This is a genomic window from Micromonospora humi, from assembly GCF_900090105.1.
GTDB lineage: Bacteria > Actinomycetota > Actinomycetes > Mycobacteriales > Micromonosporaceae > Micromonospora > Micromonospora humi.
Map to the genome: position 1 here is coordinate 218,709 of NZ_FMDM01000008.1, position 26,065 is coordinate 244,773.

Genomic DNA, 26,065 nt, shown 5'->3' on the forward strand with positions numbered 1-26,065 from the left:
GGGGTGCCTGAGGCTTCGGTCGCCGCGACGTCCACGCTCGACTACTACCTGCTCGGCCCGGCCTCGCCGGGCGGGCTGCTGGTGGAGGAGTTCGAGCTGGCCGACGACCTGTCGGCGACGTGCCTGCGTACCGCCGGGTGGACGCCGGCGGACGGCTGGTGGAGTTCGGCGGCCCTCGCCCGCGCGGTCCGCGCGGACCCGGACGCGCGGACCCGGGTGCGCGCCGTGACCCGGGCCGATGCGGCGGAGACCTACCGCCGGCTGGGCGGCGGGGCGTTGCCGGACGAGGACACGCTGCGCGGGCGCTTCCGCGACGACGTGCCGCTGGCGGGCCCGGCGCCGCTGCGGCTCGGCCTCGGGCCGGCCGTGCACCGGGTGCTGTTCGCCGGCGACCTCGACGCCGGGCGGCTGGCCGCGTTGCGGGCGGCCCTGCGCCTCGACGGAAGCACGGACCCTGGTGTCCTCGGTACCGGTCGGCTGCGCGTCGACGGGACGGCGTTCCACTGGGACCTGCGTCGCGCCGGCGGAGTGGCCTGGTGCCTGGACGTGACCGCCGACCCGGTCGATCGGGACATGCTGCGCCCGCTGCTACGCCGGCTCGTCGACGTGGTTCGCGGCCACGGTCTCGTGCCCGCGACCGTCGAGTGCCTCCGCTGAGGCCTGTCCCTACGGTGGACACATGGGCATGTACGCGTCGGTCCGCGGCTGGCTGGAGATCGACGTCAAGCAGCGGCGTGAGGCGGAGGAGATCATCCGCCGGCATCACGACGATCTCTACTCCGGTGGCTGGGCCTTCCCGACCGCACCGTTCAACTGGACGCTCTATCTCTTCTACGGCGGAGACATCCACGAGGCGCGGCTCCTCTGGCTGCGCGCGCGGCTCGACGAGTTGGCGGCCATGCGACCGGTGGACGACGACGGGGACCGCCCGGTCGGCCTGTTCCTCGTGACCGACGAACGCGGTGGCGCCACCGGGTGGGCGGTGCGCGACGGACGGATCCGGGAGGAGGCGACACCGTCGCTGTCCTGGCTCCGTGAATGATCCCCTCAGTCGGCGAACTCGACACCGGCGAGGGTGGCCGAGCGGTGCGCGGCGAGGCGTTCGGCCTGCTCGACCACGGCCCGGCGATGGGCGGCGGTGAGTTTCTGCCACGGCTGCACGGCGACGGTCAGCTTCGCCCCGGCCTTGCGCGGACGCCAGGTGCCGACCAGGTCGCCGTCGGCCAGCACCGCGCCCGGTCGACCCAGCACCGGCCACAGCTCCCGGGCCCGGGCCGGGTCGGGCGCCAGCGTCGCCCGGTCCTTCGCCTGGAGGAAGAGGTCGAACGGGCCGAGCAGGCGGGTCGGCGTGCTCTCGGCCGACGACAGCGCCGCCTCGTCGGCGGCCAGCAGCCAGCGCGTCTCGCCGTCGACTGTCACCTCCACCACGTCCTGCGGCCAGCGCGCCTTCACGTCCTTGACCGGGGCGTCGAGATAGTCGGCGACCTGTTTCGGCGTGGCCGGGCCGAGCAGCCGGAGGTAGGCGCGGACGAGGTCGAGCCGGTCTCCGGGGGACGCCGCCCGGCGGAAGCCCGGGATGCGGCGCAGCACCGGCGGCGAGGTGCCGGGCGTCAGCTCCAGACCGGCCCGCACGGCGGCCAGCCGGAACGGCATCTCGTAGAGGTGGGTGACGCCGCACGGCCGGCAGAACCGCAGGTAGGGCTCGGGCAGCGCCTCGGCGAGGCGGCCGGAGACGTCGCCCTTGACCGTCGGCTCGGCGACGATGGTCCGCATCGTGTCGGCCACCTCGTCGAGCGCGGTGAGGATCCCGATCCCGGCCGCCTTCAACGGCTTGGCCGCGTCGTAGATGCGCTTGGCCGCGTCGGCGTCGGAGAACGGCTCGACCGCGGCCGCCACCCGCCCGACGTCGGCGCGACGGTAGAGGTGCGGCGCGCCGCGCACGGTCCAGAGCAGGACCAGGTCGTCGGACGCCGCCGCCGTGTCGACCCCGCGCACGGCCAGCGCCCACCGGCCGCCGTCGGGGCCGGTGTCCTGCGCGCCGAGGTCGAGCACCGCGGTGTCGGCCACCGTGCCGTCGGCGCGGTCGAGCTGTTGGGCCCGGACGCGGAAGCTCATCACCTGCCGTCGGTCGACCATCGCCACAGCGTAGGTGCCGGCACCGACACCGACCGCGAGACGCGGCCGGTGTCGGTCAACTGGCTCCCTGTCGCGCTTCCCTCCGGGCGGACGCCGCATCCTCCGCCCGGTGCGATCGCTTGAGCATGAACACCCCGCCGCCGACGAGAATGACGCTGAGAACGATCCCGAAGAGGTCGCCTCCGGCAAGGCTGCTGAATGCCATGAGCAGCCCACAGATCACCGCCAGCCCGCCGACGAGCCGCAGGAGGTAACGCCCGACTGACCTGCCCCGTGAATCCATCATGGACGCCCGTCTACCCGTGGCGTCATGACGCCAAACCGCTCACCGGGCGCGACCGAGGGCCACCCGAACGCTTGAGCGCGAACACCCCGCCGCCGATGAGCAGGAAGGCGAGGACGACCCCGACGACGTTGGGGTTGATGAGACTGCCGGCCGCCATGAGCAGCCCGCAGAGCACCGCCACCACGCCGACCACTCGTAGGAGATAACTCCCGATTGACTTGCCCCGTTGTTCCACCATGGACGCCCGTCTACCCGTGGCGTCGCGCCGGCAAACCGTTCACCGGGCGCGGCGCAGCACCGTCAACGTGGCCGCGTCCACCAGCTCGGCCGACGTGAAGCGGAAGTCGGCGGGCGTCCCGGTGTTCGAGGCCGCCGACGTGCCCGCGCCGACCCGGCTGCTGGCCGCCGACGTGGTGCTGGAGATGCCGCCGGTGCCGCTCTGGTCGCCGGCCGGGCGCACTACAGCGCCTTCGTGGAGCGGGTCTTCGCCATGCGCGGGACCGGCTGGCGGCTGTGCCCGTCGGGTGACATTTGTACCGGCCGACCGGGTATCGCCGGCCCTGCCCGCGCCGCCGCGGCCTCCCTAGCCTCGGGGCATGGACGACGAAGCGGTACGACTGGCCGGGCTGACCCGGCACTACGGCCCGGTCCGGGCGGTCGACGGGATCGACCTGAGCATCGCGCGGGGGAGCACGGTTGCCCTGCTCGGACCGAACGGCGCCGGCAAGACCACCACCATCTCGATCCTGCTGGGGCTCGCGCCGGCCGACGCCGGGACGGTGTCGTTGCTCGGCGGGACGCCCGCCGAGGCGGTCCGGGCCGGCCTGGTCGGCGCGATGCTCCAGGGTGCCGGCTTCGTCCCCGGCGCCACCGTCACCGACCTGGTCGAGCTGGCGCGGGCCCTCTACCCCCACCCGCTGGACGCCGACCGGATCCTGCGCCTGGCCGGGCTCACCGGCCTGGCCACGCGCCGGGTCGACCGGCTCTCCGGCGGGGAGGCGCAACGCGCCCGGTTCGCGTTCGCCCTGGCCGGCCAGCCGGACCTGCTGGTCCTCGACGAGCCGACCGCCGCCCTGGACGTGGAGGGCCGGGAGGCGTTCTGGACGGCGATCCGGCGCTACGCCGACGACGGCCACACCGTGCTGTTCAGCACCCACCACCTGCACGAGGCCGACGAGTACGCCGACCGGGTCGTGGTGCTCGCCGCCGGGCGGGTGGTGGCCGACGGCACGCCCGCGCAGGTCCGCGCGCTCGCCGGTGCCCGCACGGTCACGTTCGACCTCGCCGACGGGGCGGTCGACGGTCTGGAGCAGCTGCCCGCCGTGCGGTCGGTGCGGGTGCGCGGCGACCGCGTGGTGCTCATCACCGAGGACGCCGACGCGACGGTGCTGGCGCTGGCGGCGGGCCGTGGCTTCCGGGGTCTGGAGGTCGCCGCCCCCGGGTTGGAGGCCGCGTTCCGGGCGCTCACCTCGACCGGAACGGAGCACTGACGTGCGCGCCTACCTGCGGTTCGAGCTGCGGCGACTGGTCCGGGACCCGCGACTGACCATGTTCACCGTCCTGGGACCGGTCGTCACCTATCTGATCTTCTCGCCGCTGGCCGGCGACGACCGGTTGGAGGGCCTCGACGCGGCCACCGCGCTCATGGTCGGCCTGGCCGGCTACGGTGCGGTGGCCGGCGCGCTCACGGTGGCCGGGTCGGTCGCGCAGGAACGCGCGTCGGGCTGGCTGCACCAGCTCCGAGTCACGCCGCTGCCACCCTGGCGGGTGGTGGTCGCGAAGACCCTGACCAGCATGCTCAGCGGTGTCCCGGCGGTCGTCGCGGTCGGCCTCACCGGCGTGCTCCAGCACCACGTCACGCTCACCGCCGGGCGGTGGGCCGCGCTGCTGCTGGCGCTGTGGCTCGGCACGGCACCGTTCGCGCTGCTCGGGCTCGCCATCGGGTACGCGCTGGCGCCGCACCTCGCCCAACCGGCCGTCTTCCTGGTCTTCCTCGCCCTGTCCGTGCTCGGTGGCCTGCTCGTGCCGGTGGCGTACTTCCCGGACGCGCTGCGGCACCTCGCGCACGTGTTGCCCACCTACCGGTTCGCCGAACTGGGTTGGCGGTCGGTCGACGGGCGGGCGCCCGCCCCGGCCGGGCTGGTGCTGCTGCTCGCCTGGACCGGCGTGTTCGCGGTGCTCGCGGCCGGCGCGTACCGTCGCTCGACCGCCCGCCGCTGACCGTCGTACGGTGACTGCCATGTCCGACCCCGATCCCGACGCCGCCGCCCGGCGGCGGGGAATCGCGCTGGTCGCCGCGCACACGCTGTGGTTCTGGTTGCTGGTCCCGCCGGCCGCCGCGATCGCCGGCGGGGAGGTGCGGCCCGCCGCGCCGGCGGCCGTCGGGCTGATCGGGTTCGCGCTGCTCTACCTCACCATGGTGGCCGTGCCGGTGGTGTCCCTGCCGGTCCCGCCGCTGGCGCGGCGCCTCGGGCTGGCGGTGTTCGCGCTGCTCGGCGTGGCGCTCGCCGCCGCCTACGCGGGTGGTCCCGGCGGCTGGCTGATCCTGCTGATGTACGTGGCGGCGGCGGGTGCCGTGACGGTGGACCGGCCGGCCTGGGGTTTCGCCTGGGTCGGCGGCTCGGTCGCCGCCGTCGCGGCGATCGGCGTGGTCCGCGGCGCGCCGGCCGCGGACACCGCGCAGACGGCGCTGATCACGATGCTGGCGGGCGCCATGACGCTGGCGTTCGCCCGGATGGCGCAACTCGTCGGCGAGCTGCGCCGGACCCAGCGGGAACTGGCCCGGGCGGCGGTGCGGCAGGAGCGGCTCCGCTTTGCCCGCGACCTGCACGACCTGCTCGGGCACACGCTGTCGCTGGTGGTGGTGAAGGCGGAGGTGGTGCGCCGGCTCGTGCCGGTCGACCCGGGCCGGGCGGCGGCGGAGGCCGCGGACATCGAGCGGATCGGCCGGACCGCGCTGGCCGAGGTCCGCGAGGCCGTCACCGGTTACCGGGACCACAGCTTCGGCCGCGAGCTGGCGAACGCCCGGGTCGCCCTGGCCGACGCCGGGATCGCGGTGACGGTACGACACGACGGCGAACCGCTCGGCCCGGCGGTCGACGACGCGTTAGGGTGGGTGCTGCGGGAGGCGGTGACGAACGTGCTGCGGCACAGCCGGGCGACCCGGTGCGAGATCGCCCTGCACACCGACGCCGAGGGCTCGGTGCTGACCGTGCGGGACGACGGCGTCGGCGGTCGACCCGGGTACGGCAACGGGCTGCGCGGTCTCGCCGAACGCCTGGGCCGCGCGCGGGGCACGCTTGACGTCGTCCCGGACCCCGGCGGTGGCCTGCGGCTCACCGCCCGCGCGCGGCACCGGCCGGCCCCGGTGGTGTCCCGGTGATCCGGCTGCTGCTGGCCGAGGACCAGGGCATGATGCGTGGCGCGTTGGCCCTGCTGCTGAACCTGGAGGCCGACATCGAGGTGGTGGCCGAGGCGGGCACCGGCGTCGGCGCTGTCGAGGCGGCCCGGCGGGTCCGTCCGGACGTGGCGCTGCTGGACATCGAGATGCCGGACGGCACCGGGTTGGACGCCGCCGCCGCGCTGCGGGCCGAGGTGCCGACCTGCCGGGTCCTCATCCTCACCACGTTCGGTCGGCCCGGCTACCTCCAGCGGGCCCTGGCCGCCGGCGCCCGGGGCTTCCTGGTCAAGGACGGGCCGGTGGAGGAGTTGGCGGCGGCGGTCCGGCGGGTCCTGGCCGGCGAGCGGGTGATCGACCCGGCGCTGGCCGTGGCGGCGCTGTCGGCCGGCCCGGACCCGCTGACCGACCGGGAGCGCGACGTGCTCGCCGCCGCCATGGACGGTGCGACGGTCGCCGACGTCGCGGCGGAGCTGCACCTGTCGGAGAGCACGGTCCGCAACTACCTGTCGGCGGCGATCGGCAAGACCGGCACCCGCAACCGGATCGAGGCGGCCCGCGCCGCCCGTGCCAACGGCTGGCTCTGACCGTCCCGCGGTGCGCTCAGGACCGCTCGCGGATCTCCATCTCGGCCACCAGCCCACCGGCGAGACGATAGACGTGGGTGACCGTGTGGTTCGCCAGCTCCGACCCGGCCCGGTCCCGGACGATCTGGTGGACGGTGACGGCGATGCGGCCGTCGGGTTCGACGGCGAACCCGGTCGGCGTCACCGTCGGGTCGATCTCGGCCCACTGCCGGCGCCAGTAGTCGCCCACCTCGGCGCGGCCGTGCAGGACACCGCCCGCCCATCCGTTGGGCCAGCTGACGTCCGGGGTCATCGCCGCCAGCAGGCCGGGTACGTCCCGCTCGTTGAAGGCCGCGTAGAGGCTCGCGAGCCGCGTCTGCGGCGCGTCCGGTCCGGGGTCCGTCATGCTGCGATTCTGGCCGGTCCGGACGGATCGTGGTCGGTGACTTCGCGCTCGGCAGAGCGAATCGGATCCGCGCCCGACGGGCCGGGCCTGCTGGCGGTCTCCTCGACGGTTCGACTGACGCGCGGACCGGCGGCTCAGCCGTCGGAGTCGGCGAGCAGCCGGTCGCGGACCTCGCGGCGGAGGATCTTGCCGATCTGGGAGCGGGGCAGGTCCTCGACCACCACCACCCGGCGCGGCACCTTGTAGCCGGCCAGGTGGGCCCGGCACGCGGTGCGGATCGCCTCCGGGGTGCCGGCCACCGCGACGTCGAGCACCACGGCCGCGACGACCTCCTCGCCGTCGGCGGTGGGCACACCCACGGCGGCGGCCTCGACCACGCCGGGGACGCGCCGCAACGCCTCCTCCACCTCGGACGGATAGACGTTGAAGCCGCCGGTGATGATGAGTTCCTTGATCCGGTCGACCACGGTCACGAAGCCGTCGTCGTCCATGGTGACGATGTCGCCGGTGCGCAGCCAGCCGTCGGGCAGCAGCACCCGCGCGGTGTCGTCCGGCCGGTTCCAGTAGCCGGAGAACACCTGCGGGCCGCGCACCAGCAGCTCGCCGGCCTCGCCGGCGGGACGGTCGCGGGTCGGGTCCTCCGGGTCGACGATGCGGACCTCGGTGGAGGGGAACGGCACCCCGACCGTGCCGGGCCGGCGGGTCGGCGCGACCGGGTTGCCCAGCGTGATCGGGGACGTCTCGGTCATGCCGTACCCCTCGACGAGCAGCCCGCCGGTCACCTGTTCCCACAGGTCCACGGTGGCCGGGGGCAGGGCCATCGCGCCGGAGATGGCGTACCGGATCGAGGTGAGGTCGGCGCCGCGCTCGCGGGCGGCGGTGGCCAGCCGCGCGTAGACCGGCGGCACCGCCGGCAGGAACGTCGGGGGGCGGCGACGGGCCGCGTCGAGCACCTGGTCGACGTCGAAGCGCGGGAACAGCACCAGCGTCGCGCCGATGCCCACGGCGAAGGTGAGGCAGAGCGTCAGCCCGTAGGCGTGGAACAGCGGCAGCACCGCGTACACGGTCTCCGCGCCGTCGCGCAGGCCGGGCACCCAGGCCCGGCCCTGCGCGGCGTTGGCCCGCAGGTTGCGGTGGGTCAGCACGGCGCCCTTGGGCACCCCGGTGGTGCCGCCGGTGTACTGGAGCAGCGCGATGTCGTCGACGCCCGGGCCAGGGTGCGTGGCCGGCAGTCCGCCGGCGGCGGCGACCAGGTCCGACCAGCTCAGCGCGCCCGGGGCGGGGCCGGTCATGGCCGCGCGGGCGGCGCGGACCTTCGGCAGCGGCAACCGCAACGCCCACCGCTTGAGCCGGGGCAGCGCCGCGGTCAGGTCGACCGCGACCACGGTACGCACGGCGCCACGCCCCGCGACCAGCGGCGCGATCCGGTCCCACACGATCGCGACCTCGGCACCGTGGTCGGTGAGCTGCCGGTCCAGCTCGTCGGCGGTGTAGAGCGGGTTGTGCTCGACCACCACCGCGCCGAGGCGCAGCACCGCGTAGAAGGCGACCACGTGCTGCGGGCAGTTCGGCAGCACCAACGCCACCCGGTCGCCCGGCGAGACACCGAGCCGGCGCAGCGCCTCGGCGGCGCGGGTCACCTGGTCGGCCAGCTCGGTGAAGGTGGTGGTGGCGCCGTAGAAGTCGAGCGCCACCCGGGGGCCGAACCGGCCCGCCGCGTCGGTGAGCAGGTCGACGAGCGAGCCGTCCGGCTCGGCGATCTCGGCCGGCACCCCGGGTGCGTAGCTGCGGGTCCAGGGGTGGGTCGCGTCCATCGCCGTCTCTCCTCGCTGCGCGGATGACGGCCCCAGCCTAACGTGACCGGCCGGTAACTTACGCCAGCGTAGGTTGCCGGTTTGGTCACATCAGCGGTGCGTGGCCGAATGTCGGTGGGCCACCCGCCGGGTCTTCACGATCGCGAAGACGACGACCGCGGCCAGCGCGATCACGCCGATGATGACCAGCCAGCGGACCGCCTCCAGCAGCAGCCCGAGCAGGATGAGCACGCCGGCGACCACGCCGACCACCCAGAGCAACGCGCGCATGTCGTGCCTCCGTCTCCTCCGGTGGGCCGCGCGCTTTCCCGCTCCGCCGGCGACCATGCCACCGGCGGGACGTCAGCGCCGGGCCACGTAGACGGTGTTCGCCGCCTCCCGGCCCTGCAGCGGGTTGGGGAACCGGACGACGTGCGCCACCGAGGTCGGGAACACCTCGGTCAGCGTGCGCTGGAACTCGGAGTCGGGCGGGTCGTTCGACCAGAGCGCGAACACCCCGTCCGGGTGCAGCAGCGCCGCCAGCCGGCGCAGCCCGTCGACCGTGTAGAAGGGAGCGTGGCTGGGGTGCAACACGTGCCGGGGGGAGTGGTCCACGTCGAGCAGCACCGCGTGGAAACGCCGCCCGGGCTCCTCCGGGTCGAACCCGCCGTCGGCGACCGCCGCGAAGAAGTCCGCCCGGACGAACCGGGTACGCGGGTCCGCGGCCAGGCCGGCGGCGAACGGCAGCAGGTCCCGGCGGTGCCAGTCGATCACGTCCTCGATCGCCTCGACCACCAGCAGCGACCGCACCCGGGCGTCCTCCAGGGCGGTGCGCGCCGTGTAGCCGAGCCCGAGACCGCCGACCACCACGTCCAGCGTCTCCCCGGTGAGCGGGGCCAGCCCGAGCCGGGCCAGCTCGATCTCGGCGACCGGGAAGGCGCTGGACATCAGGTATTCGTCGTCGAGCTTCACCTCATAGACGTCGGCGTCCAACGCCGGGTCGTGGCGCCGGCGCAGGCTGATCTCCCCGATCGGGGTCTCCCGCCAGGCCAACTCCTCGAAACGCACGCCCACCGGGTGTCCTCTCCGCCGATCCGTCACCGGATGCTACCGGCCGGCTCGGGACCCGGCCCGGCGAACGCCCCGGCCGGCGGTCAGTCCGCGGGGCGGGTGGCCACCACCACGGTGTCCAGCGCGTCGACCGTGCCGCCGTCGCCGGTCGGCACCGGGCGGCGGGCGGTCTCGGCGCGCCGGATGCGCAGCCCGGCCAGCCCGTCGACGACCGCCTCCGGGGTGAGCAGCACTGTCGCGTCCTGCGGGCCGCCGGTGCCGCCGGAGAGGTTCGCCAGGTCGTGGCCGACCACCACGAGCGTGCCGCCGGGACGCAGCGCCGACCGGGCTGCGGCGAGCACCCCGGCGAAGTCGGCGGCGGGCAGGTGCAGGTAGCTGATCAGCACCAGGTCGTAGCTGCCCGGCACCGGCCGGTACGCGGTCACGTCGGCGACCCGCCAGTCGACCGAGACGCCCCGCGCGGCGGCCAGCTCCCGCCCCCGCTCGATGGCAACGGTCGAGAAGTCGACCGCGTTGACCCGCCAGCCCTGACCGGCCAGCCAGACCGCGTTGCGTCCCTCGCCGGCGGCGATGTCCAACGCCGAGCCGGGACTCAGCCCGGCGACCGACTCGACCACGAACCGGTTGGGCTCAGCGCTCCACACCAGCCCGGATGCGTTGGCGTAGCGGTCGTCCCAGGCGCTGCTGTCCACTGTGTCCCCTCCTTCGGCGGCCCCACACCGCCACCGTGACCGTACCGGCTGCGGCGAGAATGGCCAGCGCGAGTCCCGCAGCCGGCGGCAATTGCCGGGCCAGGACGAAGACGCCCATCACCACGACGAACCAGCCGAACGCCCTGCGCAGCAGGTCCTCCGGGATGCGGCCGGCGAGCCGACCACCGAGCAGGCTGCCGACGATCGCGGCGGCGGTGACCGCGCCCGCGAGGCCCCAGTCGATCTGCACGCTGGACAGGTAACCGGCCAGGCCGGCGAACGACTTCATCGCGATGACGACCAGCGACGTGCCGACCGCGACCGGCATCGGCAGCCCGCCGAGCAGGGCCAGGGCGGGCACCACCAGGAAGCCGCCGCCGGCGCCGACCAGGCCGGTGACCAGGCCGACGACCACGCCGTCCAGGATCACCCGGGGCACCGGCAGCTCGCGCGGCGCCGGGCGGCCCTCGGCGGGGCGCCGGCCGCGGATCATCGCGGCGGCGGTGGCGAGCATCATCAGGGCGAACGCGGTGAGCAGGACGCCCGCCGGGACGAACTCGGCCAGCCGGCCGCCGGCGTACGCCCCGGTCATGCCGGCCAGGCCGAAGACCAGCCCGGTGCGCCAGCGGACCCGGTGGGCGCGGGCGTGCGGCAGCACGCCGACGGCGCTGGTGGCGCCGACGACGAGTAGCGAGGTGGCGATGGCCTCCTTGGTCGGCAGGTCGGCGACGTAGACCAGCAGCGGCACGGCGAGGATGGATCCGCCGCCGCCGAGCAGGCCGAGGCTCACGCCGATGAGCACCGCGCCGGCCACGGTGAGCGCCAGCGCGGTCACGCCCGCCGCCCGGCGTCGCGCAGCTGGCCGACGACGGTGTCCAGGTCGCAGCTCGCGCCCCGGTTGTAGGGCAGCCTGCTGAGCAGCATGCCCATGGCGCAGGTGTTCGAGACCGCCGCGACGGTGAGGCCGGCGCCGATGGCGCCGGCGACCCACTTCAGGCCCGGCACCCACGCCGAGCCGACCACGGCGGCCAGCACGATCGAGCCGGCGACGAGGCGGACCTGGCGCTCCAGGTCCCACCGCGGCCGGCCCCGGTTGACCGGGGCATTCGTGGCCTGCCACGCCAGCATGCCGCCGTCGAGGACCTTGAGGTTGGGCAGGCCGACGGCGGCGAGCGCCTGCTCGGCCTGGCTGGCGCGGGCGCCGGAGCGGCAGATCAGCACCACGTCCTCGTCGAGGTGGTGGCGCAGCTCCTCGCGGTGCTCGCGGAGCAGGTCCAGCGGCACGTTGTAGGCGCCGGCGACGTGCGCGGCCTCGAACTCGCCGGGAGTGCGGACGTCCAGCATCCGGGGGGCGCGGCCGGCGGCGATCAGCTCCCGCAGGGTGGCCGCGTCGACGGTCGAGGGGCTCGTGGTGGTCATGGTCTCTCCTTCGGTGGTTTTGGGCAGGGGGCATCGCCGGCCGGCGCGGTGGGCGCGCCGGCCGGGCGGGGGACGGGAAGATCAGGTGGTCGGCGCCATCCGGACGCCGGCGGTCTCGGCCTGGCCGAACATGTCGTCGATCAGCACGACGTCGCGGCCGGCGTTCGCCAGCAGGGACGCCGCGGCGGTGGCCCGGTAGCCGGAGCCGCAGTGCACCCAGACCGTGCCGGCGGGCACGTCCGCCAGTCGCCTGGGTAGGTCGGGCAGGGGGACGTGCACCGCCCCGTCGACGTGGCCCGCCTTCCATTCGTTGGTCATCCGGACGTCGAGCACGACCTGCGGGGTCGGCAGCCCGGCCGGGGTGTTCCCGGCCTGCGCGGCGGCCAGCGCGGCAAAGTCGGCCACGGTCAGCTCGCGCAGTTCCGACCGGTCGGTCGCCCACTGCTCGGGCGCGCCGGTGGCCTGCGCGGCCGGCCGGTCGATGCCGATCCGGACCAGCTCCCGCTGGGCGTCGGCGACCTGGTCCGGGGTCTCGGCCAGGAGCGTGATCGGCACGCCCCAGTCGATCAGCCAGCCGAGCCAGGTCGACATCGGCCCGTCCAGGCCGAGGCTCACGGTGCCGGCCAGGTGCGAGGCCGCGTACGCCTTGCGGTGCCGCAGGTCGACCACCCACTCGCCGGCGGCGACCCGGCGGCGCAGCTCGCCGGCGTCGGCGCGGGCCACCGGGGTGAGGTCGACCGGTGCGGGGCCGGCGGCGTTTGTCGCGCCCATGTGGGCGTAGTAGGCCGGATAGGCGTCCAGGCCGGCGAGCGTCTCGGTGACGAACCGGTCGGCGGCCAGCCGCAGCACCGGGTTGGCGTCCTTCTCCCGGCCGATGGTCGACTCGGGGGCGTCGGCCTGGCTGGCCGAGCAGAAGCTGCCGAAGCCGTGCGTGGGCCACACCTGCGCGCCGTCGGGCAGCAGGTCGGCGAGCTTGCGCGCGGAGGCGTGCTGGTGGTGGGCCAGTTCGTGGGCGTGCTGCTGGCCCAGCAGGTCGGTGCGCCCGGTGGTGCCGAACAGCAGCGAACCGCCGGTGAACACGCCGGCCGGGGTCCAGCCGCCGTCGCTCGCCTCGTCCAGCACGTACGACAGGTGGTGGAACGTGTGGCCCGGCGTGCCGACGACCCGCAGCCGCAGGTCGTCGGAGACCGGCACCACGTCGCCGTCGGCCACCGGCGTCCGGTCGAAGCCGACCTGGTCGGCGGCGGCCACCAGGTAGTGCGCGCCGGTGATCCGGGCCAGTTCCCGGCCGCCGGAGACGTAGTCGTTGTGGATGTGGGTCTCCACCACGTGGGTGATCCGCACCCCCTTCGCCCCGGCCAGGTGCAGGATACGGTCGATGTCGCGCTGCGGGTCGACCACGATCGCCACCCGGCCGTCGGTGGCCAGGTAGCTGCGGTCGCCGAGCGAGGACGTGGCGATGACGGACACCTCGACGGTCACGTGCCGTTCTCCTCTCGATGTCGCATATACCCCGGGGGGTATGCGCGGGACGGACTCCGGCCCGGGTTCGCCGGGCACGGGAGTACCCGCCCGGACCGCGTTCACGCGGCCCGGGTCGGGGTGTCGTTGGTGCTAGGCCAGGGAGAGGAAGAGCTTCTCCAGCTCCTCCTCGGTCATCTCCGGCTCCTCGCCCGCCTGCCGGGCGGTGCCGCAGTGTCGCATGCCGGAAGCGATGATCTTGAAGCCGGCCCGGTCGATGGCCTTGGACACCGCGGCGAGCTGGGTCAGTGCGGCGCGGCAGTCCTCGCCGTTCTCCATCATCTCGATCACGGCGTTGAGCTGCCCCCGGGCCCGCTTGAGCCGGGTCAGCGCGTCGCCGGTCATCTCGGGTCGTAGCTTCACGTCCCACCTCCTGCGTCCGAACATACCCCAGGGGGTACCCGGACCGCCACCGGCCCCGCCCCGGGGACACGCAGGGTCGCCGGGTGATCGACGCAACGCTTATCCTGTGCGGCGACTATCCCGGTGGAGGGGACTCGATGGCGTCGCGGCAGGACCAGCTGCACTCGTACCAGTTCACCGTCCAGCGGGCGGTCGCCGCCCTGGTCATGCGCGAGACCGACCCGGCGCAGTCGCCGTTCCGCCGGCTCGCCGGCGCCGGCCTGGCCAGCGTGCTGGTGGCCGCGATCGCGCTCGGCGGGGTGGCGCTGTACGGGCTGTTCACCGGCGGCGGCACCTCCTGGCGGGACACCCGTGCGGTGATCGTGGAGAAGGAGTCCGGCGCCCGGTTCGTCTACCGCGACGAGAAGCTGCACCCGGTGCTCAACTACGCCTCGGCCCTGCTGATCATCGGCGCGGACCGGCCGAAGACCGTGCTGGTCAGCGGCCGCGCGATCGAGGGTGTGCCACGTGGCCTGCCGCTCGGCATCGCCGACGCCCCGGACTCGCTGCCCGCCGCGAACCGGCTCGTCCGCGACGGCTGGACGCTCTGCTCGTCGGTGACCGGAGAGGCGGGCCGGCCCGAGGCCCGGTCCGCGCTGCTGATCGGCCGGGACGTCCCCGGCGGCCGGGCGCTCGGCGACCAGGGCCTGCTGGTCCGCCACCCGGACGGCGGGCTGCACCTGCTCTGGCACGACCGGCGGTACCTGCTGCGCGACACCGACCGGGTGCTCGCCGCGCTGGCCGCCACCCGGGAACGAGCCGTGCCGGTCGCGGCGGCGCTGCTCAACACCGTGCCGGCCGGCGCCGACCTGGTGCCGCCGCCGGTGGGCGACCTCGGCGCCCCGTCCGAGCGGGTGGAGGGGGCCGCCGTCGGCGACGTCTACCTGGTACGCAACTCCGGCGGTGGCCGGCAGTACGCGGTGGCGGGGCGCGGCGGACTGGCCGGGATCACCGAGTTGCAGGCCGCGCTGCTGCTCGCGCGCACCGGCCAGGGCGAGCCGGAGCCGATCACGCTCGGCCGTTTCGCCGCGCTGCCGAAACTGCCCGACCTGGTGCCGTCCGGGCCGACCGCGCCGCCCGCCGTGCCGCCCCGGCTGGCCACCGGTGAGGGCGGCGCGCTCTGCGTCCGGGCCGGCGACGACGCGGGCGTACGCGAGATCCGGCTCGGCGCGACCGCCCCGGACCTCACCGCCGCCACGCGTACCGCCGGGGGTCGGGGCGGGCTGGCCGACCAGGTCGTGGTGGAACCGGGGCGCGGCGCGCTGGTGGAGGCGGCGGCCGCGCCGGGCGCGACCGGCGGCGCGGTCTGCGTGGTCACCGACCTGGGCCGCCGGTACGCGCTGGCCGGCGCGGACGTGGCGGGCATGCTCGGCTACGCCGGGGTGCGCCCGGTGCGGCTGCCGGCGAGCCTGGTCGACCTGCTGCCGGCGGGCAGCCCGCTGGACCCGGAGGCCGCGCGGGCGGTGGCCGCCCCGGCGTGACCGGCGCGCCTCGGCTCAGGCCGGGCGGCGCAGCACGGTCACCGCGAACTCGGCCCCGTCGTGCCAGGGGCGCAGGTCCCAGGTGGCGAAGCGGTGTTCGAGGCGCAGCCCGGCGGCCACCGCGTCGGCGTCCAACTCGGCGACCGGATAGCCCCGGTCGGTGCCGAAACCGACCACCACCAGCCCGTCCGGGCGCACGTGCGCGGCGACGCGGGCCAGCACGGCGCGTTCGGTGCCGGGGGCGACGAAGGTCATCACGTTGCCGGCCACCACCGCCGCGTCGAACGGCTCCGGCTCACCGTGGGCGGGCAGGTCCAGCTCGGCCAGGTCGGCGACCAGGAAGCGGGGGCCGGGGTGGTCGGCGCGGGCCGCCTCGACGAGCGTCGGGTCGGCGTCCACGCCGACGAGCGTGTGCCCCCGGGCGGCCAGCGCGCCGGCCACCCGGCCGGTGCCGCAGCCGGCGTCGAGGATCCGCGCGCCGGGGGGCACCAGCGCGTCCACCAGCCGGGCCTCACCGGCCAGGTCGGCACCCTCGGCGGCGAGGCGGCGGAACCGGTCGACGTACCACTGCGAGTGGCCGGGCTTGGTGTCGGTCACCCAGCGGGTCGGCTTGCCCATGACCCCACCGTAACTGATCTTGCTCAGGTGAGCGCGAGGAACACCGCGGCGGCCGACGGGGTGCCGAGCGCCACCCCGGCCAGCACCTGCGGCCAGGTGTGGTCGCGCAGCCGCACCCGGGACCAGCCGACCGCGGCCACCAGCGGCCAGCCCAGGTGTGCCACCGGGCCGAGCAGCGGCACCAGCACGGCGACCGTGGCGCCGGCCACGGCCGCGTGGATGCTCAGCTTCCACCAGTGGTTGACGAGCGTGCAGGCGGCGCCGACCACGAAGATGACCACGATCACCGCGAACAGCTCGGCCGGCGCGCGCAGCGCCGCCAGCAGGAGCAGCCCGACGGCCACCGAGGCGAGCCCGATCGACAGCGGGCGGGCCCGCTGCCGGTGGTCGCCGACGTGCCGGTCGGTGAGCCGGCCCCGCCGCACGCCGTGCACGATCACCCCGACCGGGATCACCGCGCAGAACAGCAGCGCGGCGCCGCCCCAGAGCAGGAACTGGGCGGGCGACCGGCTGACCCGGGCGGCGGCGACCAACGGCAGCGCGGTGACCAGGACGCCCGGGGCGAACACCTCGGTGAGCAGCCGGGCCGGCCGCACGCCGGCCGGTCGCTCCCGTGGTGATCGCACCCGGTCATCCTGGCATGCGGCCTCAGCCCTTCTCCGCCCCGCTGGTGAGGCCCTCGGTGAGCAGGCGTTCGCCGGCGAAGAAGAGCACCACGATCGGCAGGGTGAGGATGACCGAGCCGGCCATCAGCACGGTCTTGGGCACCTCGACGCCGTCGGCGAGCAGCGACAGCCCGAGCGAGACGGTCCACCGGTTCGGCCGGTCGACCAGGAACAACAGCGCGAACAGGAACTCGTTCCAGGCGATCATGAAATCGTAGAGCGCGACCGCCATCACCGACGGCGCGGCCAGCGGCAGGCTGACCCGACGGATGATGCCGAGCCGCCCGGCCCCGTCGATCGCGGCGGACTCCTCCAGGCTGACCGGGATCGTCTCGAAGTAGTTCTTCAGCATGTAGACCGAGACCGGCAGCGTCTGCGAGATGTAGACCAGCACCAGCCCGAACAGCGACCCGCGCAGCCCGGCCCGGCTGAAGACCACGAACAGCGGGATCGCGATGACGATCGACGGGAACAGGTAGACCGCCAGGAACAGCGCGCTGACCTGCCGGCGGCCGAAGAACCGCAGCCGGGAGACCGCGTACGCGCCGGGGATGGCCACCACCAGGGTGAGCGCGGTGGCGGCCAGCGCCACCAGCCCGCTGTTGCGGATGAACGTGAGGAATCCCTGCCCGCCGTTCTCCACCGATCGCAGCACCTCGGCGTACGTGGCGACGGTCAGCTCGCCGAACGGCACCCAGAGCGAGCCGGGGTCGAGCAGCAGCCGTTCGATCGGGCGCACCGAGAGCACCAGCATGTACCAGAACGGCAGCAGCGTGACCACCAGGAAGCCGGCGATCACCAGCCGGCGCAGCCAGCGCAGGCTGATCGTCTCGATCCGGTCGCGATCCATCACGCCTCCCGTTTCGCGCCGAAGAAGCGCAGGTAGATGGCCACGAACACGAGCAGCACCACGGCCAGCACGACGGCCTGGGCGGCGGCCGCGCCGATGTCGGTGCGGGCGGTGAGGAACTGGTAGACCCGGACGCTGACCACCTCGGTGCCGGCAGATCCGCCGGTGAGCAGGTAGACGTCGTCGAACTTGTTGAACGTCATGATGAACCGGAGCACGCCGATCAGCGCGATCACCGGCATCAGCTGCGGCAGCAGGATGTGCCGGAAGCGCTGCGTCGGCGTCGCCCCGTCCACCCGGGCGGCCTCCTCCAGCTCCGCCGGCACGGCCTGGAGCCGGGCCAGCAGGAACAGGAACGCGAACGGGAAGTAACGCCACGCCTCGAACGCGATCACCGTCCACAGCGCGGTGGACTCCTGGGACAGGAACGCCACCGGGGCGTCCCAGCCGAGGAAGCGCTGCCCCCAGTCGTTGACGATGCCGAGCTGCGGGTCGAGCATCACCTGCCAGACGAACGTCATGGCGACCACCGGCGCCACGTACGGCAGCAGCATCGAGGCGCGTACCAGCGTGCGGCCCCGGAACGGCCCGCGTACGGCCAGCGCCGCGGCCAGGCCGACCACGATCGAGCCGACCGTGCCACCGACGCTGTAGAGCACCGTGGTCCAGAGCGTGTCGGCGAACCCGGGGGTGTGCAGCACCCGGTCGACGTTGTCCAGCGTCAGCTCACCGAAGAGACCGGTCTTGCGCAGCGTCGCCAGGCGTACCCGCTGGAAGGCCAGCACCACCGTCCACACGATGGGGATGCCGATCACCGCGAGCACGACGAGCAGGGTGGGCGTGACCAGCGCGAGCCCGGCGCGGGACTCGCGGCGACGCAGGGTCAGCGGGCGGCGGCCGGGCCGGCGGGGCCGCTCCTCGGTGGGGGAGCGGCCGGCCTCCGGCGCGGTGGTGGTCAATTGACGCCCTTGGCGATGGCCTCGACGTCCTTCTTGGCCCGCTCGGCGGCGGCCTGGGCGTCGGTCTTGCCGCCCACCACGTCGGCGAGCGCCTTCGGCACCGGCAGTTCGCCGAGGATCGCCCCGACCAGCTTGCCCTGGCCCTGGGTGAGGCCCCAGCGCTGGAACGTGTCCGGGCTCTCGCGCAGCGTGGCGAGCACGTCGTCGCCGTAGACGTCGGAGAGCGGCTTCTTCGTGTCCACCCCGGCCGGGCTGGTGTTCCAGGCGGTGCGGAACTTCTGCTTGTCCTCCTGGGTGCCGGTGCGCACCGGGAAGCGCCCCTCGGGGGACATGCCGAACCAGCGCGGGTAGCCGTCGGAGAGCATGTACTCCACGAAGGACTTCGCCGGGTCGGCGGCGCCGTCGAGCACCGCCCAGGAGCTGACCTCGCCGTACTGGGCCGGCTCGGTGCCGTTCGGGCCCTTGATCGCGGTGACGAACCCGCTGTTCTTCGCCAGCCACGCCGGGTCGGACTGGCACTGCGGGCAGGTGGGCCGGGCGTCGTTGCGCAGGCCGGCCAGCTCGTCCAGGACGAACGGCGACCAGATCAGCATGGCCGCCTTGCCGGCGAAGTAGGTGGCCCGGGTGGTGTCGACGTCCTGCGCGCCCTTGACCGAGTTGTTCCGCATCAGGTCGCCGTAGAACCGGAACGCCTCCACGCACTGCGGCGAGTCCAGGGTGACCTTGCCGGCGTCGTCGGTGAGCTGGCAGCCGTTGGCGAGCGCGAGGTGCTCGAACGTCTGCTGGGTGAAGACGTCGCCGGGGGCGGTCGCCGCGGTGATGCCGGCGACGCCGCCGGTGTTCAGCTTCGCCGCCGCGGCGGCGATCTTCTCGTACGTGTCGGGGGCCGGCAGGCCGGCGGCGTCGAACAGGTCCTTGCGGTAGACCAGCAACTGGCCCCAGCCGTCGCTGGGCACCGCGAGCTGGGTGCCACCGTCGCTGGTCAGCTCCAACGCCCGGGGGGAGAACGTGTCCCGCCCGAGCTTGTCCACCACGGCCTTGTTCGCGTCCGGCTCCAGCAGCTCGTTGGCGGCGAGCGTGCGGACGCCGGCCAGCGACACCGAGCCGACCACGTCGGGCAGGTCGCCGGCGGCGGCGCTGGACGCGATCAGGGACGGGAACTGGTCCTCGTTGACGGTGACCAGGTTGACCTTGACGCCGGTCTTCGCGGTGTAGTCGGCGATGATCGCCTTGGTGGCGGTGACCCGGTCGGCCACGTCCTCCAGGCTCCACACGGTGATCTGCGTACTGTCGGATTTCTGCCCGTCGTCGCTGCAGGCGGTCGCGCCGACCCCGGCCAGTGCCAGGATCAGGCTCGACGCGAGCAGCCGTGTTGAGGGTGATGACATCGGTGGCACCTTTCTCCAAGGAGCGCGGCGCCGCATCAATACCCACGGATTCATCAATCTAATCACATATGCCCATTTTTTGGGGTTAGCATGGAGGCCGGCACTTTCTTCGGAGCGACGCCATGAGCAACTGGGTTGTCTCTCTGGCCGGGCCCCGGCGCGTTCGCCTGGAGCCCTGCCCTCCGGACCCGCTCGGCCCGGGCCAGGTCCGCGTCCGCACCTGCTACTCGGGCATCTCCGCCGGCACCGAACTGACCCTCTACCGCGGCAGCAACCCCCGGCTGCGCAAGGACTGGGACGCCGGCGCCCGGATGTTCGTGCCCCGCCAGGCCGGACCCGCCTACCCGGTGGTCGGCTTCGGCTACGAGGAGGTCGGCGAGATCGTCGAGGTCGCGCCCGACGTCGCCGACCGCCGCGCCGGGCAGCTCGTCTGGGGGATCTGGGGCCACCGGGCGGAGGCGGTGCTCCCCGCCGTCGCGGCGCACCCGCTCGCCCCCGGTCTCGACCCGCTCGCGGCCGTCTTCGCCCGGCCGGGCGCCATCGCGCTGACCGCGGTGCTCGCCGGTGACCTGCACCTCGGCGACTGGGTCGGCGTGTTCGGCCAGGGCGTCATCGGGCTGCTCGGCACCCGGCTCGCGGTGCTCTCCGGGGCCCGGGTGGTGGCCGTCGACCGGGTGCCCCGGCGGCTGGCGTACGCGAGCCGCTACGGCGCCCGCCTGGTGGTCGACGCCGTCGGCGACGCGGCCGCCGACGCGCTCCGCGCGGCCACCGACGGCCGGGGCGCCGACGTCTGCCTGGAGCTGTCCGGCGCGTACCCGGCGCTGCACCAGGCGATCAAGGCCACCGCGCACGCCGGCCGCGTCGTCGCCGCCGGCTTCTACCAGGGGTACGCACACGGGCTGGAACTCGGCGAGGAGTTCCACCACAACCGGATCCACCTGGTGGCCGCGCAGGTCTCCGGGCCGGACCCGGCACCGGGCACGGCCGGCCGGTGGACCCCGACACGGATCGCACAGACCTTCATGGACCTGGTGGCGGAGGGCAGCGTCGACCCGCTGCCGCTGGTGAGCCACGTCGTCGACGCGGGCGCGGTGGCCGACGCCCTGGCGTTGCTCGACCGCGGTGACGGTGACGTCCTCCAAGTGGTGCTGAGGTTCTGAATGGACATCCCACTGGCCTGCCAGGAGCAACTGCTCCCCGGCGCCGACCTGATCGACAAGTACGCCCTCGCCGTCTCCCTCGGCTACCAGGGCATCGAACTGCGCGGCCGGGGGGACCTGGCGCTGGCCCGGCGGCTGCCGGAGCTGCGCCGGGCCCACGCCGCCGGGGTGGTGACGCCGACCGTCTGCGTCGAGATGGACCACTTCATCGGCGACTTCGACCCGGAGCGCTCCCGGGACGCGGTGCGCAACCTGCGCTCCCAGCTCTCCGTGATCGCCGAGCTGGGCGGCGTCGGCGCCATGACGCCGGCCGCCTGGGGCATGTTCTCCCGCCGGCTGCCGCCGTTCGAACCGCCCCGCACGCCCGCCGACGACCGGCGGGTGCTCGTCGACGCCCTCGGCGAGCTGGGCGAGCACGCCCGCGCCGAGGGGGTCACGCTCTTCCTGGAACCGCTCAACCGGTACGAGGACCACATGGTCAATCGCCTCGACCAGGCCGTCGAGCTGTGCCGGGCGGTCGGGTCGCCCGCGGTCCGGGTGGTCGCCGACACCTACCACATGAACATCGAGGAGGACGACCCCTGCGCCGCGCTGCGCGCCGCCGCGCCGTACCTCGGGCACGTGCAGGTCAGCGACTCCAACCGGCACCAGCCCGGCGCCGGGCACCTGGACTGGGCCGCGCTGCGGGGCACGCTCGACGAGATCGGCTATCGGGGGTGGCTGGCGCTGGAGTGCCGGCTGCGCGGCGAACCGGTAACCGCGCTGCGCCAGGCCGCCGCCGCGTTGCGCCCGGACCGGCCGTGGCGGGCCGCCGCGTGACCGGCAGCCTGGCCGCCGGCGTCCGGGCCGGCGCCGAACGGGACGCCCGGCTGCGCCGGCTCGCGCTGGCCACCCTGGACGCCAACTGGGAACACGACCACACCGTGCCGTCGCGCACGCTCTACCCGCACCAGTGGAGTTGGGACTCGGCGTTCATCGCGGTCGGGCTGGCGCACGTCCGCCCGGACCGGGCCTGGCGCGAACTGCGCACGCTGTTCGCCGCGCAGTGGGTGGACGGGCGGGTGCCGCACATCGTGTTCAACCCGGCGCTGCGGGTCGGCTCGTACTTCCCCGGCCCCGAGTTCTGGGACTCGGCCCGCGCCGAGGGTGCCCCGTCGGCGCCCACCTCCGGCATCGTCCAACCGCCCGTGCACGCCCCGGCCGCGTGGCTGGTGCACCGCCGCGCGCCGTCGGAGGCGTCGGTGGCCGCGCTGCGCCGGCTCTATCCCCGGCTGGTCGCCCAACAGCGCTACCTGACCGGGCGGCGGGACGTCGGCGGGGGCGGGCTGGCCGCGATCGTGCACCCGTGGGAGTCCGGCCTGGACAACAGCCCTGCCTGGGACGCGCCGCTGGCCGCGGTGCCGGCCGACGAGTCGGTGATGCGCGCGTACCGTCGGCACGACACCGCGCACGCCGACGCCGCGCACCGCCCCACCGACCTGGACTACGCGCGCTACGTCGCCCTGGTGGACAGCTACCGCGCCGGCCGCTACCGCGACGAGCGGCTGCTCGGCCGGCACCCCTTCCTGGTGGAGTGCCCGCTGGTCAACGCCGCGCTCGGCGTCGCCGAGTACGCGCTGGCGCGGATCGCGACAGTGGTCGGCGCGGACCCGTGCCCGCACCGCGACCGGGCCGCCCGGATCACCGAGGCCCTGGTGAACCGGCTCTGGGACCCGGTCGCCGGCACGTTCCGCCCCCGTGACGTGCGCACCGACCGGCTCGTCGGTCCGCGGACCGTGCTCGGGCTGCTGCCGCTGGCCCTGCCCGACCTGCCCGAGGCGCAGGTGCGGGCCGTGCTGGCCGAGGCGTGCTCGCCCCGGTTCGGCCTGGCCGCCCGGATGGACCGGCCGCTGCCCACCCTCGACCGCACCGCACCGGACTTCGAGCCGCTGCGCTACTGGCGCGGGCCCAGCTGGGTGAACACCGGCTGGCTGCTCTGGCAGGGGCTGCGCACCCACCACCGGGCCGACCTGGCGGCCGGGCTGCGCGAGTCCCTGCTCGACCTGGTCGACGGCGCCGGCTGCCACGAGTACTTCCACCCGGACACCGGGGCCGGCCTCGGCTCGCCGGCGTTCAGCTGGACCGCCGCGCTGGTGCTGGACGCGCTGGCCGAGGGCTGAGGCCGGCCGGCGGCGTCACCCCCAGGCCGACGCCGTCGGCACGGCCCGCTCAGGCGACGCCGCCGGCGCGGCCCGCTCAGCCGACGCCGCCGGCGCGGGCTGCCTCAGGCGATGCCGGCCGGCATGCCGCCGCCCAACCGCAACGCCGAATGCGGCGCGTCGTCGACCGCGTAGCCGAGCGCGTCGACCACCTCGACCACACCGCTGACCTGCCGGGTCAGCCGCAGCGCCAACCGCACCGTGGACCAGCGCTCCAACTGGCCGGTGAGCGTCACCACGCCGCCGTGCACGGCCACGTCCACCACGCCGTCGCGCACGCCGAGCGTGCGCCGCAGCACCTCGTCGACCACGTCCCGCCGGATGTCCGCGTCCGGGCGCAGGTGCACCTTGAGCAGGTCACCGCGGGTCACGATGCCGACCAGCCGGCCCAGGTCATCGACCACCGGCAGCCGTTTCACCCCGCGCGAGTCCATCCGCCGGGCGGCCTCGACGAGGGTCGCGTCCGGCGCGACGGTGACCGGCGGAGCCGTCATCAGGTCGGCCGCGAGCGTCGCGCCGGCCTTCGCCCGCGCCTCCCGGCGGTGCCGGTCGGGCACGATCCGACGCTCCCGCGGCTGCCCGGACAGCTCCACCTTGTACATCAGGTCCGCTTCGGAGACCACCCCGAGAACCCGCCGGTCACCGTCCACCACCGGCGCCGCCGTCACCCGCCGGTCGGTCAGCACGTCGACGATCTCCCGGTACGCCGTGCCCTCGCGCACCGACGCCACGTCGGTGGTCATCACGTCCCGCACCTGCCACGTACGCATGGCGTCCTCCCTCGTCCCCGCCGCCTCCGGCGCCCTCGTCCCCGACGCTAGGCGGCGGGGTGGGGGTGGGGCAGGGACGCACGGACCCGGTGGCCGGGCCGGAAGTCCCGGCTCAGCGGGCCGGCGCCGGCACGTCCGCGACGTGGTCGGCGGGCGGCTCGGTGGCCAGCAACTCGGCCGGCACCGGCTCGACCTCGACCCGGCAGTCGTGGAACGTCGGCGCCCCACCGAGGTCGGCGTCGCGGACCGCGGTCACCGCGTTCACCGTGGACCGGCCCGGGCTCGACCGGGCCCAGTACGCCTTGTAGGTGAACGCCAAACCCGGCCGGGTCGCCTCGTCCACGGCCACCGCGGCGAGGAACGCGCCCCGGTCGTTGCGTACCCGCACCGCGTCGCCGTCGGCCAGACCGCGCGCCGCCGCGTCGGCCGGGTGCAGGTGCACCCGGGGCGGCCCGGCCCGGCGGGCGTGCCAGGGCAGCGAGGCGAAGGTGGAGTTCATCAGGTAGCGGCCGGCCGGGGCGAGCAGCAGCAGCGGGAACCGGCGGGCCAGGTCGGCGTCGCCCGCCTCGACCGGCGGCGTGTAGCCGGGCAGCGGATCCACCCCGAGCCGGGCCAGCGTCGGGTCGTGCAGCCGGGCCCGCCCGTCCGGGGTGGGGAACACGCCGTCGGCGAACGGCGCCGAGCCGACCGGCACGCCGGTGAGCCGGGCGTACGTGCGCTCGCGCAGCTCCTCGAAGGTGATCGGCGCGCCGGCCAGCAACTGTCGGGCCAGGTCCTCGTCGCTGTCCCGGAACGCCGGGTGGTCGACACCGAGCGCGGCGGCGATCCGGCGGAAGATCTCGGTGTTCGGCAGCGCCTCGCCGGGCGCGCGGGTGACCGGCAGGTTCAGCGTCGTGTAGTGGTGCCCGTAGGAGGTCTGCAGGTCCAGGTGCTCGGGCTGCATGGTGGCCGGCAGCACCACGTCGGCGTGGTCGCAGGTGTCGGTCCAGCGCTGCTCCAGCACCACGGTGAACAGGTCGGCGCGGCGCAGGCCGGCGAGCAGCCGGATCTGGTCCGGCGCGGTGGCGGCCGGATTGGCGTTGAACACCACCAGCGACGTCACCGGCGGGTCGGCCTCGCCGGTGAGCACCGCGGCGAGCCGGCTCATGTTCACCGACCGGGCCGGCGGCGCCGGCATGCCGGCCGGCCGGATCACCGGCCCGTTGTCGACCACGTGGTGGCCGCTGGTGGTCACCAGCGCCCCGCCGCCGGGATACCGGAAGTCGCCGGTGACCAGGGGCAGCGCGCAGATCGCCCGGATCGCCTGGCCGGCGCCCGCGTGCCGTTGCAGGCCGAGCCCGACACGGATCGCGGTGGGCCGGGTGGTGGCGATCCGGTCACCGAGCCGGCGCACCACGTCGACCGGCAGGCCGCACTCGGCGGCGGCCCGCTCCACCGGCCACTCGTCGAGCCGGGCGGACAGCTCGGCCCAGCCGACGGTGTGCGCGGCCAGCCACGGCTCGTCGGCCGCCCCGGCGTCGCGCACGTGCCGCATCAGCCCGAGCGCGAGCGCCGCGTCGGTGCCGGGCAGCGGCGCGACGTGCTCGTCGCTGCGGGCCGCGGTGTCGGTCCGCAGCGGGTCGATCGTCACCACGTACGCCCCGCGCTCGCGGGCCTGCTGCACGAACGGCCACTGGTGCAGGTTGGTGACCAGCGGGTTGGCGCCCCAGAGCACGATCAGCCGGGCGTCGACGACGGACTCCGGTTCGAAGCCCACCGAGCGGCCGTAGATCGACCGGGTGGCCGCGTTCGCCGCCGCCGTGCAGATGGTGGTGTCCAACCGGGACGCGCCCAGGTGGGCGAAGAGCCGCGGCCCCATGGTCCAGCCCTGGACGAGCCCCATGGTGCCGGCGAAGTAGTAGGGCAGCACCGACTCCGGCCCGTCGCGGTCGATGCTCGCCCGCAGCCCGGCGGCGACCCGGTCGATGGCCTCGGCCCAGCTCGCCGGCCGGTACGCGACCCGCCCGACGCCCTTCGGGCCGGTGCGGATCCACGGCGTGGTGAGCCGGTCGGGACCGTTGACCGCGTCGAGGTAGCGGTTCACCTTGCCGCAGAGCGCGCCCCGGGTGAACGGATGGTCGCGGTCGCCGCGCAACGCGACGGCCCGGCCGTCGTCGACGGTGAGCTGCCAGACGCAGGTGTCGGGGCAGTCCAGTGGGCAGGCGCCGGGATGGGTGACGGGGGCCATGTCGCGGATGCTACCCATCCGGGGCGTCTCGTCGGGGGCGGCGGATCGGGGACCGCTCGG

The 26,065-nt window shown here is 74.9% G+C and carries 30 protein-coding genes; 11 read left to right on the forward strand and 19 right to left on the reverse strand.

All coding sequences use genetic code 11. The features are described from left to right. The first annotated feature begins 3 nt into the window (after positions 1 to 3). Both GA0070213_RS17425 and GA0070213_RS17430 read left to right on the forward strand, forming a co-directional pair. Positions 4 to 657 (forward strand): hypothetical protein, encoded by a 654-nt coding sequence (locus GA0070213_RS17425; protein ID WP_091064900.1) that lies wholly within the window; start codon positions 4 to 6, stop codon positions 655 to 657. A gap of 22 nt (positions 658 to 679) precedes the next feature. Further along, positions 680 to 1,042, forward strand: coding sequence for a hypothetical protein (locus GA0070213_RS17430; RefSeq protein WP_091064904.1), 363 nt, complete (start codon positions 680 to 682; stop codon positions 1,040 to 1,042). Positions 1,043 to 1,047: 5 nt separating this feature from the next. On the opposite strand, the gene GA0070213_RS17435 is transcribed toward GA0070213_RS17430, so the two are convergent. Then, positions 1,048 to 2,136, reverse strand: coding sequence for a winged helix DNA-binding domain-containing protein (locus GA0070213_RS17435; protein WP_091065281.1), 1,089 nt, complete (start codon positions 2,134 to 2,136; stop codon positions 1,048 to 1,050). A 109-nt stretch (positions 2,137 to 2,245) separates the two neighbouring features. Between GA0070213_RS17435 and GA0070213_RS31585 the strand changes: the two genes are divergently transcribed. Next, on the forward strand, positions 2,246 to 2,401 hold the full coding sequence (locus GA0070213_RS31585; RefSeq protein ID WP_175441382.1) for a hypothetical protein: 156 nt from the start codon (positions 2,246 to 2,248) through the stop codon (positions 2,399 to 2,401). 43 nt (positions 2,402 to 2,444) lie between these two features. On the opposite strand, the gene GA0070213_RS31170 is transcribed toward GA0070213_RS31585, so the two are convergent. Next, positions 2,445 to 2,660, reverse strand: coding sequence for a hypothetical protein (locus tag GA0070213_RS31170; RefSeq protein WP_139128690.1), 216 nt, complete (start codon positions 2,658 to 2,660; stop codon positions 2,445 to 2,447). A gap of 39 nt (positions 2,661 to 2,699) precedes the next feature. Next, positions 2,700 to 2,882: a hypothetical protein gene (locus GA0070213_RS31590; protein WP_175441383.1), complete on the reverse strand. Its 183-nt coding sequence runs from the start codon at positions 2,880 to 2,882 to the stop codon at positions 2,700 to 2,702. A 136-nt stretch (positions 2,883 to 3,018) separates the two neighbouring features. On the opposite strand from GA0070213_RS31590, the gene GA0070213_RS17450 reads away from it, so the two are divergent. From GA0070213_RS17450 to GA0070213_RS17465, 4 genes are read left to right on the forward strand one after another with little or no spacing between them, the layout of a single operon-like run. Next, the gene (locus GA0070213_RS17450; RefSeq protein ID WP_091064909.1) at positions 3,019 to 3,912 is read left to right on the forward strand and encodes an ABC transporter ATP-binding protein; all 894 of its coding nucleotides are present in this window, start codon (positions 3,019 to 3,021) and stop codon (positions 3,910 to 3,912) included. A gap of 1 nt (position 3,913) precedes the next feature. After that, complete coding sequence (locus tag GA0070213_RS17455; protein ID WP_175441384.1) at positions 3,914 to 4,642, forward strand: ABC transporter permease; 729 nt, start codon at positions 3,914 to 3,916, stop codon at positions 4,640 to 4,642. A gap of 19 nt (positions 4,643 to 4,661) precedes the next feature. After that, complete coding sequence (locus GA0070213_RS17460; RefSeq protein WP_091064918.1) at positions 4,662 to 5,804, forward strand: sensor histidine kinase; 1,143 nt, start codon at positions 4,662 to 4,664, stop codon at positions 5,802 to 5,804. Beyond that, the gene (locus GA0070213_RS17465; RefSeq protein ID WP_091064924.1) at positions 5,801 to 6,406 is read left to right on the forward strand and encodes a response regulator transcription factor; all 606 of its coding nucleotides are present in this window, start codon (positions 5,801 to 5,803) and stop codon (positions 6,404 to 6,406) included. Before GA0070213_RS17460 ends, GA0070213_RS17465 begins: the two co-directional genes overlap by 4 nt. Positions 6,407 to 6,422: 16 nt before the next feature. Here the strand turns inward: GA0070213_RS17465 and GA0070213_RS17470 are convergent, their stop codons facing one another. From GA0070213_RS17470 to GA0070213_RS17510, 9 genes are all read right to left on the reverse strand, one after another. Further along, positions 6,423 to 6,791, reverse strand: a complete 369-nt coding sequence (locus tag GA0070213_RS17470; RefSeq protein WP_091064928.1) for a nuclear transport factor 2 family protein — start codon at positions 6,789 to 6,791, stop codon at positions 6,423 to 6,425. 134 nt (positions 6,792 to 6,925) lie between these two features. Then, complete coding sequence (locus GA0070213_RS17475; RefSeq protein WP_281182298.1) at positions 6,926 to 8,641, reverse strand: long-chain-fatty-acid--CoA ligase; 1,716 nt, start codon at positions 8,639 to 8,641, stop codon at positions 6,926 to 6,928. 54 nt (positions 8,642 to 8,695) lie between these two features. Then, the gene (locus GA0070213_RS17480) at positions 8,696 to 8,875 is read right to left on the reverse strand and encodes a hypothetical protein (protein WP_091064935.1); all 180 of its coding nucleotides are present in this window, start codon (positions 8,873 to 8,875) and stop codon (positions 8,696 to 8,698) included. 72 nt (positions 8,876 to 8,947) lie between these two features. Next, positions 8,948 to 9,658 carry a polyamine aminopropyltransferase gene (locus GA0070213_RS17485; protein WP_091064939.1) on the reverse strand — a complete coding sequence of 237 codons (711 nt, stop codon included), beginning with the start codon at positions 9,656 to 9,658 and terminating at the stop codon, positions 8,948 to 8,950. A gap of 80 nt (positions 9,659 to 9,738) precedes the next feature. Further along, the gene (locus tag GA0070213_RS17490) at positions 9,739 to 10,347 is read right to left on the reverse strand and encodes a class I SAM-dependent methyltransferase (RefSeq protein ID WP_091064943.1); all 609 of its coding nucleotides are present in this window, start codon (positions 10,345 to 10,347) and stop codon (positions 9,739 to 9,741) included. Continuing rightward, positions 10,286 to 11,182, reverse strand: a complete 897-nt coding sequence (locus tag GA0070213_RS17495; protein WP_091064946.1) for a sulfite exporter TauE/SafE family protein — start codon at positions 11,180 to 11,182, stop codon at positions 10,286 to 10,288. Before GA0070213_RS17495 ends, GA0070213_RS17490 begins: the two co-directional genes overlap by 62 nt. Next, positions 11,179 to 11,766 carry a rhodanese-like domain-containing protein gene (locus GA0070213_RS17500; RefSeq protein WP_091064950.1) on the reverse strand — a complete coding sequence of 196 codons (588 nt, stop codon included), beginning with the start codon at positions 11,764 to 11,766 and terminating at the stop codon, positions 11,179 to 11,181. Before GA0070213_RS17500 ends, GA0070213_RS17495 begins: the two co-directional genes overlap by 4 nt. 81 nt (positions 11,767 to 11,847) lie before the next feature. After that, a complete protein-coding gene (locus GA0070213_RS17505) occupies positions 11,848 to 13,248 on the reverse strand; it encodes an MBL fold metallo-hydrolase (RefSeq protein WP_091064953.1) in 1,401 nt (466 codons plus the stop codon). Positions 13,249 to 13,380: 132 nt separating this feature from the next. Then, positions 13,381 to 13,650: a metal-sensitive transcriptional regulator gene (locus tag GA0070213_RS17510; protein WP_091064957.1), complete on the reverse strand. Its 270-nt coding sequence runs from the start codon at positions 13,648 to 13,650 to the stop codon at positions 13,381 to 13,383. 137 nt (positions 13,651 to 13,787) lie between these two features. On the opposite strand from GA0070213_RS17510, the gene eccB reads away from it, so the two are divergent. Continuing rightward, on the forward strand, positions 13,788 to 15,170 hold the full coding sequence (gene eccB / locus GA0070213_RS17515) for a type VII secretion protein EccB (protein WP_091064960.1): 1,383 nt from the start codon (positions 13,788 to 13,790) through the stop codon (positions 15,168 to 15,170). A 15-nt stretch (positions 15,171 to 15,185) separates the two neighbouring features. Here eccB and GA0070213_RS17520 read toward each other — a convergent pair whose 3' ends face one another. From GA0070213_RS17520 to GA0070213_RS17540, 5 genes are read right to left on the reverse strand one after another with little or no spacing between them, the layout of a single operon-like run. After that, entirely contained in the window at positions 15,186 to 15,788 is a 603-nt protein-coding gene (locus GA0070213_RS17520) for a class I SAM-dependent methyltransferase (RefSeq protein ID WP_091064964.1), read from the reverse strand. Positions 15,789 to 15,811: 23 nt separating this feature from the next. Beyond that, positions 15,812 to 16,414, reverse strand: a complete 603-nt coding sequence (locus GA0070213_RS17525; RefSeq protein ID WP_091064968.1) for a phosphatase PAP2 family protein — start codon at positions 16,412 to 16,414, stop codon at positions 15,812 to 15,814. Positions 16,415 to 16,436: 22 nt separating this feature from the next. Next, positions 16,437 to 17,303: a carbohydrate ABC transporter permease gene (locus GA0070213_RS17530; RefSeq protein WP_091064972.1), complete on the reverse strand. Its 867-nt coding sequence runs from the start codon at positions 17,301 to 17,303 to the stop codon at positions 16,437 to 16,439. After that, positions 17,303 to 18,262 carry a carbohydrate ABC transporter permease gene (locus tag GA0070213_RS17535; protein WP_091064975.1) on the reverse strand — a complete coding sequence of 320 codons (960 nt, stop codon included), beginning with the start codon at positions 18,260 to 18,262 and terminating at the stop codon, positions 17,303 to 17,305. Before GA0070213_RS17535 ends, GA0070213_RS17530 begins: the two co-directional genes overlap by 1 nt. Further along, positions 18,259 to 19,650 (reverse strand): ABC transporter substrate-binding protein, encoded by a 1,392-nt coding sequence (locus GA0070213_RS17540; protein WP_091064979.1) that lies wholly within the window; start codon positions 19,648 to 19,650, stop codon positions 18,259 to 18,261. The genes GA0070213_RS17535 and GA0070213_RS17540 overlap by 4 nt, the downstream gene beginning before the upstream one ends. A 122-nt stretch (positions 19,651 to 19,772) precedes the next feature. On the opposite strand from GA0070213_RS17540, the gene GA0070213_RS17545 reads away from it, so the two are divergent. From GA0070213_RS17545 to GA0070213_RS17555, 3 genes are read left to right on the forward strand one after another with little or no spacing between them, the layout of a single operon-like run. After that, entirely contained in the window at positions 19,773 to 20,810 is a 1,038-nt protein-coding gene (locus GA0070213_RS17545; protein WP_091064983.1) for a zinc-binding dehydrogenase, read from the forward strand. Continuing rightward, positions 20,811 to 21,629 carry a sugar phosphate isomerase/epimerase family protein gene (locus tag GA0070213_RS17550; RefSeq protein WP_091064987.1) on the forward strand — a complete coding sequence of 273 codons (819 nt, stop codon included), beginning with the start codon at positions 20,811 to 20,813 and terminating at the stop codon, positions 21,627 to 21,629. It begins immediately after the preceding gene. Next, a complete protein-coding gene (locus GA0070213_RS17555) occupies positions 21,611 to 22,969 on the forward strand; it encodes an MGH1-like glycoside hydrolase domain-containing protein (RefSeq protein WP_245716437.1) in 1,359 nt (452 codons plus the stop codon). The genes GA0070213_RS17550 and GA0070213_RS17555 overlap by 19 nt, the downstream gene beginning before the upstream one ends. A 104-nt stretch (positions 22,970 to 23,073) precedes the next feature. Here the strand turns inward: GA0070213_RS17555 and GA0070213_RS17560 are convergent, their stop codons facing one another. Both GA0070213_RS17560 and GA0070213_RS17565 read right to left on the reverse strand, forming a co-directional pair. Further along, positions 23,074 to 23,778 (reverse strand): CBS domain-containing protein, encoded by a 705-nt coding sequence (locus tag GA0070213_RS17560; RefSeq protein ID WP_091064989.1) that lies wholly within the window; start codon positions 23,776 to 23,778, stop codon positions 23,074 to 23,076. 112 nt (positions 23,779 to 23,890) lie between these two features. Then, on the reverse strand, positions 23,891 to 26,005 hold the full coding sequence (locus tag GA0070213_RS17565) for a molybdopterin-containing oxidoreductase family protein (RefSeq protein WP_091065288.1): 2,115 nt from the start codon (positions 26,003 to 26,005) through the stop codon (positions 23,891 to 23,893). Positions 26,006 to 26,065 lie beyond the last annotated feature (60 nt).

Bases quoted from the DNA above. Each gene is read 5' to 3' on its own strand.
- GA0070213_RS17540 (WP_091064979.1), bottom strand. From the start codon at position 19,650: ATGTCATCACCCTCAACACGGCTGCTCGCGTCGAGCCTGATCCTGGCA.
- GA0070213_RS17545 (WP_091064983.1), top strand. From the start codon at position 19,773: ATGAGCAACTGGGTTGTCTCTCTGGCCGGGCCCCGGCGCGTTCGCCTG.
- GA0070213_RS17460 (WP_091064918.1), top strand. From the start codon at position 4,662: ATGTCCGACCCCGATCCCGACGCCGCCGCCCGGCGGCGGGGAATCGCG.
- GA0070213_RS17470 (WP_091064928.1), bottom strand. From the start codon at position 6,791: ATGACGGACCCCGGACCGGACGCGCCGCAGACGCGGCTCGCGAGCCTC.
- GA0070213_RS17480 (WP_091064935.1), bottom strand. From the start codon at position 8,875: ATGCGCGCGTTGCTCTGGGTGGTCGGCGTGGTCGCCGGCGTGCTCATC.
- GA0070213_RS17430 (WP_091064904.1), top strand. From the start codon at position 680: ATGGGCATGTACGCGTCGGTCCGCGGCTGGCTGGAGATCGACGTCAAG.
- GA0070213_RS17520 (WP_091064964.1), bottom strand. From the start codon at position 15,788: ATGGGCAAGCCGACCCGCTGGGTGACCGACACCAAGCCCGGCCACTCG.
- GA0070213_RS17450 (WP_091064909.1), top strand. From the start codon at position 3,019: ATGGACGACGAAGCGGTACGACTGGCCGGGCTGACCCGGCACTACGGC.
- GA0070213_RS17530 (WP_091064972.1), bottom strand. From the start codon at position 17,303: ATGGATCGCGACCGGATCGAGACGATCAGCCTGCGCTGGCTGCGCCGG.
- GA0070213_RS17565 (WP_091065288.1), bottom strand. From the start codon at position 26,005: ATGGCCCCCGTCACCCATCCCGGCGCCTGCCCACTGGACTGCCCCGAC.
- eccB (WP_091064960.1), top strand. From the start codon at position 13,788: ATGGCGTCGCGGCAGGACCAGCTGCACTCGTACCAGTTCACCGTCCAG.
- GA0070213_RS17560 (WP_091064989.1), bottom strand. From the start codon at position 23,778: ATGCGTACGTGGCAGGTGCGGGACGTGATGACCACCGACGTGGCGTCG.
- GA0070213_RS31170 (WP_139128690.1), bottom strand. From the start codon at position 2,660: ATGGTGGAACAACGGGGCAAGTCAATCGGGAGTTATCTCCTACGAGTG.
- GA0070213_RS17550 (WP_091064987.1), top strand. From the start codon at position 20,811: ATGGACATCCCACTGGCCTGCCAGGAGCAACTGCTCCCCGGCGCCGAC.
- GA0070213_RS17435 (WP_091065281.1), bottom strand. From the start codon at position 2,136: ATGGTCGACCGACGGCAGGTGATGAGCTTCCGCGTCCGGGCCCAACAG.
- GA0070213_RS17500 (WP_091064950.1), bottom strand. From the start codon at position 11,766: ATGACCACCACGAGCCCCTCGACCGTCGACGCGGCCACCCTGCGGGAG.